The following is a 7,507-nucleotide window of genomic DNA, read 5'->3' as shown; positions in this document are numbered from 1 at the left end:
TGCCCGGCGGGATGAGCTGCGGCCCCCAGATCTTGTGGGCGTACTGGACGTACGGCGCAAGATTTGGGGGCCGCAGATCGCCCGTCCGGGTGCGCCGCAGCCGGGACATGATTGATCAGCGGTTCCCTAACTGACCAGTGGCCAGGCAGCGGCGACCAGGATCACACCGAGGACGCCGCCGAGAGTGGTCAGTGTCGTCCAGGTCTTCAGGCCGTCGCCCACCGACAGGCCGGCGAGCTTCACGACGATCCAGTACCCGGCATCGTTGATGTGCGAGACGGCCAACGCGCCGGCACCCATCGCCAGGCAGACCAGGGCCAGCTGATTCGGGTTGTAGTGCGCCGCGGCGATCAGCGGGGAGATCACCCCGGCGGTGGTCACCAGGGCGACCGTCGCCGATCCCTGCACGGCCCGGAGCAGCACAGTGAACAGGAAGGCAAGCACCAGGATCGGCAATCCGGTGGCCTGCAGCACGTTGGCCACCGCATCGCCGATGTGGGTCGCCACCAGCACCTTGCCGAACACGCCGCCCGCACCGGCGATCAGGATCACCATGGCGACCGGCGGGATCGCCGAGCCCATCACGTCACCGACGTCCTGCAGGCTCCAGCCGCGCCGGATGCCGAGCAGGTACCCGCACAGCAGCGCATCGAGTAGCAGCGCGACCAGCGGAGCACCCAGCACGACCAGCACCGAGCGGACGACGTTGCCCTCGGCGAGGAAGCTGGTCGCCAGCGTGCCCAGCAGGATCAGCGCGATCGGCAGGATGATCAGCGACGCGATCATCGCGAAACTAGGGGCCGGACCCGCCGGCAGCCGGCGAGTGAGGACGTCGACCGACGCCAGCTCTTCGGCCGCGCTCAAGCCACTGTGCTCACCGCCCGCGGCGTCCAGGTGATGACCCGACGGGCTGCCGGCGTGCGCCGACTCCGGGTTTTTCACCCAGTCGACGATGTCCTCGTTGGTGACGTCGATGCCGTACACCTCGGCCCGGACGTCATCGCTCATCGGATAGATCTTCTTGTTCATCCGGTTGGCGACCAGGTAGCTGACGAACGTCACGACGGCGGTCAGCGGAAGACCCCACATCAAGATCCGGCCGATGTCGGCGCCGAAGATGCCCGCGATGGCCACGGGTCCCGGGTGCGGTGGCAGGAAGGCGTGCACCACCAGCATCGCCGAGCACATCGGCAGAGCGTAGAGCAGCAGGGGCTTCTTCGCGGCCTTGGCGACACCGTAGGCCAGCGGCATCAGGATGATCACTCCGACCTCGAAGAAGACCGGGATGCCGAGCAGGAAGCCGGCGGCGGTGAGCGCCAGCGGTGTCCGGCGGCTGCCGAATTTCTCCATCAGTGTGGCGGCCAGCGCCTGCGCGCCACCGGAGAGTTCGATGATCCGGCCGACCATCGCGCCGAGGGCGATGATGATCGCGATGTGACCCAGCACCGAGCCCATACCACTCTCGATCGTCGTGACCAGGTCCTTCGGCGGCACCCCGGCCACCAGAGCGACCAGGATGCTCACCAACATCAACGCGACGAACGGGTGGAATTTGAGCTTCAGCACCAGTGACAGCAGCAGCGCGACACCGGCCGCCGCGATCAGCAGCAGAACGGTGGGGCTCATCCCTGCTGCTCCCTGCGCGTCGGCGCGATCACCTTGATCACCGAGGAGTCGTCCATCGCCGCCTGGCCTGCGGCCTGAGCGATCAGGAACAGCCCTTCGGCCGCGGCGGCGATCGGGGTAGCCAAGCCGGCCGAGCGGGCGGCACCGTTGACGATGCCCATGTCCTTGGTGAAGATGTCGATCCTGCTGCGCACCTCGGCCCCCGCCTCGTCGTAGGCCTGCAGCATCCGCGGTCCGCGATCACCCAGCATGAACGAGGCTGCCGCACCGGCCCCGAGCGTCTCCAGCGCCAGCGCCGGGTCGAGGCCGAGGGCGTCGGCCAGGGCCAGCGCCTCCGCGCCCGCTGCGATGTGAACGCCGCAGAGCAACTGGTTGACGGTCTTCATGGCCTGGCCGTCGCCCGGCTTGTCGCCGACCCTGACCAGGGTCGAGGACAGCTGTTCCAGGACGCCGAGCGCGGCCGCGTAGGCTTGGTCGGTTGCCCCGACGGTGATCAGCAGATCACCGTTGCCGGCCCGCACCGGGCCGCCGGAGATCGGCGCATCGACCAGGTGCCGGCCGTCGGCGGCCAGCCGGTCGGCGACCTCGCGGACGGCGTCGATGCCGACGGTCGAGGTGAGTAGGATCGTCGACCCGGCGGCGAGGACGGGCGCGACGCCGTTCGGACCGTAGAGGGCGTCCTCGAGTTGCGCCTTGTTGCGTACTGCGAGCAGCACGACGTCGGCCCCGGTGGCCGCCTCGGGTGCGGACGCCGAGGCGTCCACCCCGGCCCGCTGACCCAGCGCGAGCCGCTCGGGATTGATGTCGAAGCCGCGGACGGAGTACTTCTCGGCCAGCCGGGTCGCCATGGGCAGACCCATGGCACCGAGGCCGAGGACGGCGATGACGGGATTGTTCATGTCGGTTCCTCGTTTCAGTCGGAGAGTTTGTCGGCCACGTCGGCCAGGGACTGGTCGTCGCCGACGTTGCCGGCGAAGACGATGTACGGAATGCCCTGTGCGGGCCCCATGATCGGCTCCCAGAGCGAGACGATCCCGGGAAGCATCGGACCGCGCACGATCGCCCGGCCGATCTCCAGTCCGCGAGCCGCCACGTCGGAGGACGTGATGCCGCCCTTGGCGATGACGAATCGCGGCGGGGTGCGGTCGAGCACGGTGCGGACGACCTGGACGACGGCGTCCGACACCACACGTGCGATCCGCAGCGAGTCGTCGCCGTCGGCGCCCTTGACCAGCGTTCTGCTGGTCCGGATGACGGCATTCCCCCTGGTCAGCGCGTCGCTGACGGCGTCGACGATCTCGGCCAGGTGGGCGTCCCTGCCGTCGGTGAGCACAGTGGCGACGTCGATCTCGAACTCGGCGGGCGCCCGCCGGGCGCGCAGGGCGTCCAGTTGCCGGGTAGTCAGCCCGACATGCGATCCGACCACGATCAGGCCGCCGTTGGCGGACTCGGCCGGACGGATCGCGGCCACGTCGGCGGCGGTCAGCGGTTCGAGCACCGGCTGGCCGATCATCGCTCGGACGAAGGGCGGGCCGACCCGGAACACGAAGCGTTTGCCGCGCTCCTGCGCCTGGAGCACCGCGAGCGCGAGGGCGCGCAAGTCGGCCTCGTCGACGATGTCGACCACCACCGGACGCCCGTCGCTGAGACCCACCAGGGTCTCGACCGCGTCGTCGGAGGCCGAACGGAGCTCGGCCAGCGTGATCGCCGCAACCTGGTCGGACGGGATCCGTCCGCCGGTCTTCTCCGCGACCCAATCGCGCAGGTCGGAGCTGGCGTAGCCGAAGGTGGCGTCGCGCGCGAACTCGGTCTCCCCCACCGGCACGTAGCCGCTGGCGTCGCTGCCGGCGTAGTGCACCGAGTTCACCGTGATCCGGCCGGCATCGCCGAACGCCGGCACCACCACGACCCCGTCGATCACGATGCCGTGCTCGGCCATCGTCGCCCGAATGGTGTCCGGCTCCAGCGGGAAGTGCCCCCGCAGGGTCGAGTCACCGCGAGAGACGACGTCCACCTCGATGCCCAGCCGACGCGCCGCCTCGATCGCCGCCGAGACCACCTCGACGTTGCACCGGGCGGCCGCCACGGGGTCGAGCGAGCGCGAGTTGGTCATCACGTAGACCGCCGCTGCGCCGGTGCCCAATGCCCACTCCAGGTCGTCGGCCGTCCACGAGTTGAGGACCGGCAGCTCGGCGACCGACTGGGTGCCGGTCGGGTCGTCGTCGAGCACGACCAGCGGGCGCGCCTGCTCCTCGCGGGCCTGCCGGACATCCTGCGGACCGATCGGACGCTCCGGCGGAAGGCCGGCTAGTAATTCGTCCCTTGAAATCATCCACACCTCCATTGTGTGATCCATCAGACCTCTGAGGTCTGAGGTTATATACGATAGCAGCAGTCCTCAGAGGACTTCAAGGGTTGGCAGCACGCCGCCGAAAATTCCACACGGTGCAGTTCCAGGGCCATGGCTAACCCGCAGAACCCTCACCGAGACTGGTTGGCTGCGCGCACTCAGGCCGTGGGCGTGGGCTCCTCGGCCGGACGGAAGTAGGTCCGGGTATCGGCCGCGGTCTGCCGCATATGCGACCGCATTGCCTTGCGCGCCGCCGGCGGATCGCGCCGCTCCAACGCCGCCAGCACGTTGCCGTGCTCGTGAATGGCGTGCTCGCGCATCTGCGGGACGGCGGACGTCTCGCGCCGCCCCTCGACAAGCGCGCGGCCCAGCGGCTGCATGGTGGCGGCGATGAACGGGTTGTCGCAACCGTCCAGGATCAGCTGATGAAAGGCGAGGTCGGCGGCGATCACCCGCGGCACATCGGTGACGGCGTGCGCGGCGATCATCTCATCGAGGTGCGCGCGCAGTTGCGCCAACTGCTCGTCGGTGACCACCCGTGCGAAGTGCTCCGCGGCACCGATCTCGATGTAGCCGCGCACCTCGACGAGCTGGAGCAGGACGTCCATTGGGCTGCCGCGGTTCACCCGCATCAGCGCCTCGATCGAGATCCATTTCTCCACCGGATTCACGAAGGTGCCGCGCCCCTGCACCGCGTTCAGCACCCGCTGGGCAGCCAGGGTCTTGACCGCCTCACGGACGGTGAGCCTGCTGGCTCCGGCCTGCTCGGCCAGCTCGTCCTCGCCCGGCAGCCGGCCGCCGATGGCGAACCGCCCGGTCTCGATGGCGGCCAGGATGAACTCGACGATCTCCTCGACCCGGCTGCGCAACGGACGCCCCTTCCCTCAGACCTCTGAGCAATCGGCACCCTACCAGCCGCCCCCGATCCTCCGCCCGCTCCGGCCCTGGAGTCCCGCATCTACCGGGTAGGCCGCAGGGCATCGGACATTGGTGGCGAGCGGGTGGTCAGACGTCCTCAATGCGCGACTTCCAGAACACCCGCGGCTCGTTGAACATCGCACCGCGGATCCACCAGGTCAGTTCGATCAGCGCGGCGCCGATCAGTCCGGAGATCAGACCGGTAGTCATCGCCAAGGCGTCGCTCACGTCCAGCATGAACAGCGACTGGGTGAACGGCCAACTGAAGATCAGCAGATAGGCCAGCCCGGAAACCAGCACCAGCGCCACCTTCCACCATTGATAGGGACGCGCCACGACGGCCAGCACCCAGGTGGCAGCGACGATCACGCAGGCCAGGGTCGCCGTGGTCGCCTGGCGCATCGCGACGACGTCCGTGCCAGACTCGGGCAGCACCAGCAGGTACGTGACGAACGTGGCCACCGCGACGATGACGCCGGCCGGTACCCCCAGCCGCAGCACGCGTTCCACGAAACCCGGACGGGCCCGCTCGTTGTTCGGCGCCAGCGACAGCAGGAAGGCCGGAATGCCGATGGTGAACCAGCCGGTGATGGTGACGTGGATCGGCAGATATGGAAACGGCACCCGCCACAGCACCACGAACAGGGCCAGCAACGCCGAGTAGATGGTCTTGGTGAGGAACAGGTTCGCGACCCGTTCGATGTTGCCGATCACCCGGCGTCCCTCCGCCACCACGTGCGGCAGGGTGGCGAACCGGTCGTCCAGCAACACGATCTTGGCCACCGCCCGCGTCGCTGCCGAGCCGGACCCCATCGCCACGCCCAGGTCGGCGTCCTTCAGCGCCAGGACGTCGTTGACGCCGTCCCCGGTCATCGCGACGGTGTGCCCGTGCTGCTGCAGGGCGCCCACCATGGCCCGCTTCTGGTGGGGGGTGACGCGTCCGAACACATCGGTGTGCTCGACGGCGTCGGCGAACGCCTGCGGGTCGGCGGGCAGCATCCGGGCGTCGACAGCGTGGTCGGAGACCACGCCGAGCGAGCGGGTGACGGCGCCGACCGATGCCGCGTTGTCGCCTGAGATCACCTTCAGCCCGACGCCCTGGTCGGCGAAGAAGGCCAGGGTGTCGGCGGCGTCCGGACGAATCCGCTGGTTGAGCACGACCAAGGCCTTCGGGCTGACCGCCCCGGGGGCGCCCGGATCGTCGACGGGGAGCTCGGCGGTGCCGACCAGCAGCACCCGCAACCCCTGGGCGGCGAGCTGGTCGGCCTCCGACGCCGCCGCCGAACCGGGCGCGGCCAGGACGTCGGGAGCGCCGATCACCCAGCTCACCGACGCGTTCGCGGACGCCTCGAACGTTGCCCCCGACCACTTCTTCGCCGAGGTGAACGGGGCCTTAGCCAGCACCGGCCAGCGGACGTCGGCCGGTACCAACGCAGCGGCGATGGTCTGCATCGAGACGTTCGGGCGGGCATCGGACGCCGCCAGCTGCCGCAGGCCGTCTTCGACCTCGGCGGGCGGGACGCCGTCGAGCACCCGCAGCTCGCCGAAGGTCATGCCGTTCTCGGTGAGCGTGCCGGTTTTGTCGGCGCACACCACGTCGACACGGGCCAGGCCCTCGATCGCGGGCAGCTCCTGAACCAGGCATTTGCGCTGCCCGAGCCGGACAACGCCCAGCGCGAAGGCGACCGCGGTGAGCAGGATCAGCCCCTCGGGCACCATCGGCACCAGCGCCCCGGCCATCGCCAGGACGGCGCGTCGCCAATCGTCGCCGGCCTGGCTCAGCTGCACCCAGATCGTCGCCGCCCCGACCGGGACCAGCACCCAGGTGATCACCTTCAGGATCTGGTTGATGCCGCGGGTGAGCTCCGACTTCACCAGGGTGAATTTGGCCGCCTCGGCGGTCAGTTGCGCGGCGTACGAGGTGGCGCCGACCCTGGTCGCCCGGTAGGCGCCGGCGCCGGAGACCACGAAGCTGCCGGACAGCACCTCGGCACCGGGCGCCTTCGGTTCCGGGTCGGATTCGCCGGTCAGCAGCGACTCGTCGACCTCCAGGTAGTCGGCCTCGACGACCGTCCCGTCGACCACGATCTGGTCGCCGGGGCCGACCTCGATCAGGTCGTCCAGGACGATCTCTTCCCGTGCGTACTCCCGTCCGACGCCGTCGCGGCGGATCCGGGGCCGGGCCTCGCCCACCACCGCCAGGCTGTCCAGGGTCTTCTTGGCCCGCAATTCCTGGATGATGCCGATCGCCGAGTTGGCGAAGATCAGCAGCCCGAAGGCGCCGTTGATCCAGGAGCCGGTGGCCAGCACGCAGATCAGCAGCGCGGCCAGGATGCCGTTGATTCGAGTGAACACATTGGCCCGGACGATGTCGGCGCGAGTCCGGCCCGATCGAGGTGGCAGGTCGTTGCGCTGCCCACGCTGGATCCGCTCGGCCACCTCGGCAGCGGTCAGGCCCGGATCGGCAGGACGGGTCTGAGCTGTCACTCGGAAAGCTTGCCACACGCCGCAGACAGGTGGTTCTACCCGGGTAGGCCGGTCAGGACGTCGGTCGCCGGGCGAGCCTCAGCGCGTCCGGGCTGGTACGCGGGGGACAGACCCCACGCGTCCCAT

At 69.5% G+C, this 7,507-nt stretch carries 5 protein-coding genes; all 5 read right to left on the bottom strand.

What is annotated here, in order from left to right; translation table 11 throughout:
• Nucleotides 1–126 precede the first annotated feature (126 nt).
• Nucleotides 127–1,626 carry an SLC13 family permease gene (locus QM619_RS09390; RefSeq protein WP_415107286.1) on the bottom strand — a complete coding sequence of 500 codons (1,500 nt, stop codon included), beginning with the start codon at nt 1,624–1,626 and terminating at the stop codon, nt 127–129.
• A complete protein-coding gene (locus QM619_RS09385; protein ID WP_415107284.1) occupies nt 1,623–2,525 on the bottom strand; it encodes an NAD(P)-dependent oxidoreductase in 903 nt (300 codons plus the stop codon). The genes QM619_RS09390 and QM619_RS09385 overlap by 4 nt, the downstream gene beginning before the upstream one ends.
• 14 nt (nt 2,526–2,539) lie before the next feature.
• Entirely contained in the window at nt 2,540–3,958 is a 1,419-nt protein-coding gene (locus QM619_RS09380; protein WP_415107281.1) for a four-carbon acid sugar kinase family protein, read from the bottom strand.
• A 176-nt stretch (nt 3,959–4,134) separates the two neighbouring features.
• Nucleotides 4,135–4,845, bottom strand: coding sequence for a FadR/GntR family transcriptional regulator (locus QM619_RS09375; RefSeq protein ID WP_415107278.1), 711 nt, complete (start codon nt 4,843–4,845; stop codon nt 4,135–4,137).
• 136 nt (nt 4,846–4,981) lie between these two features.
• Complete coding sequence (locus tag QM619_RS09370) at nt 4,982–7,381, bottom strand: HAD-IC family P-type ATPase (protein ID WP_415107275.1); 2,400 nt, start codon at nt 7,379–7,381, stop codon at nt 4,982–4,984.
• Nucleotides 7,382–7,507: the final 126 nt, after the last annotated feature.

This window comes from Micropruina sp., assembly GCF_047606665.1.
Taxonomy (GTDB): domain Bacteria; phylum Actinomycetota; class Actinomycetes; order Propionibacteriales; family Propionibacteriaceae; genus Micropruina.
This window is presented reverse-complemented; position numbering and strand designations above follow the sequence as displayed.

What these genes read in the sequence shown, in the direction of transcription:
- QM619_RS09380 (WP_415107281.1), bottom strand. Translation starts at nt 3,958, where the DNA reads ATGATTTCAAGGGACGAATTACTAGCCGGCCTTCCGCCGGAGCGTCCG.
- QM619_RS09390 (WP_415107286.1), bottom strand. Translation starts at nt 1,626, where the DNA reads ATGAGCCCCACCGTTCTGCTGCTGATCGCGGCGGCCGGTGTCGCGCTG.
- QM619_RS09385 (WP_415107284.1), bottom strand. Translation starts at nt 2,525, where the DNA reads ATGAACAATCCCGTCATCGCCGTCCTCGGCCTCGGTGCCATGGGTCTG.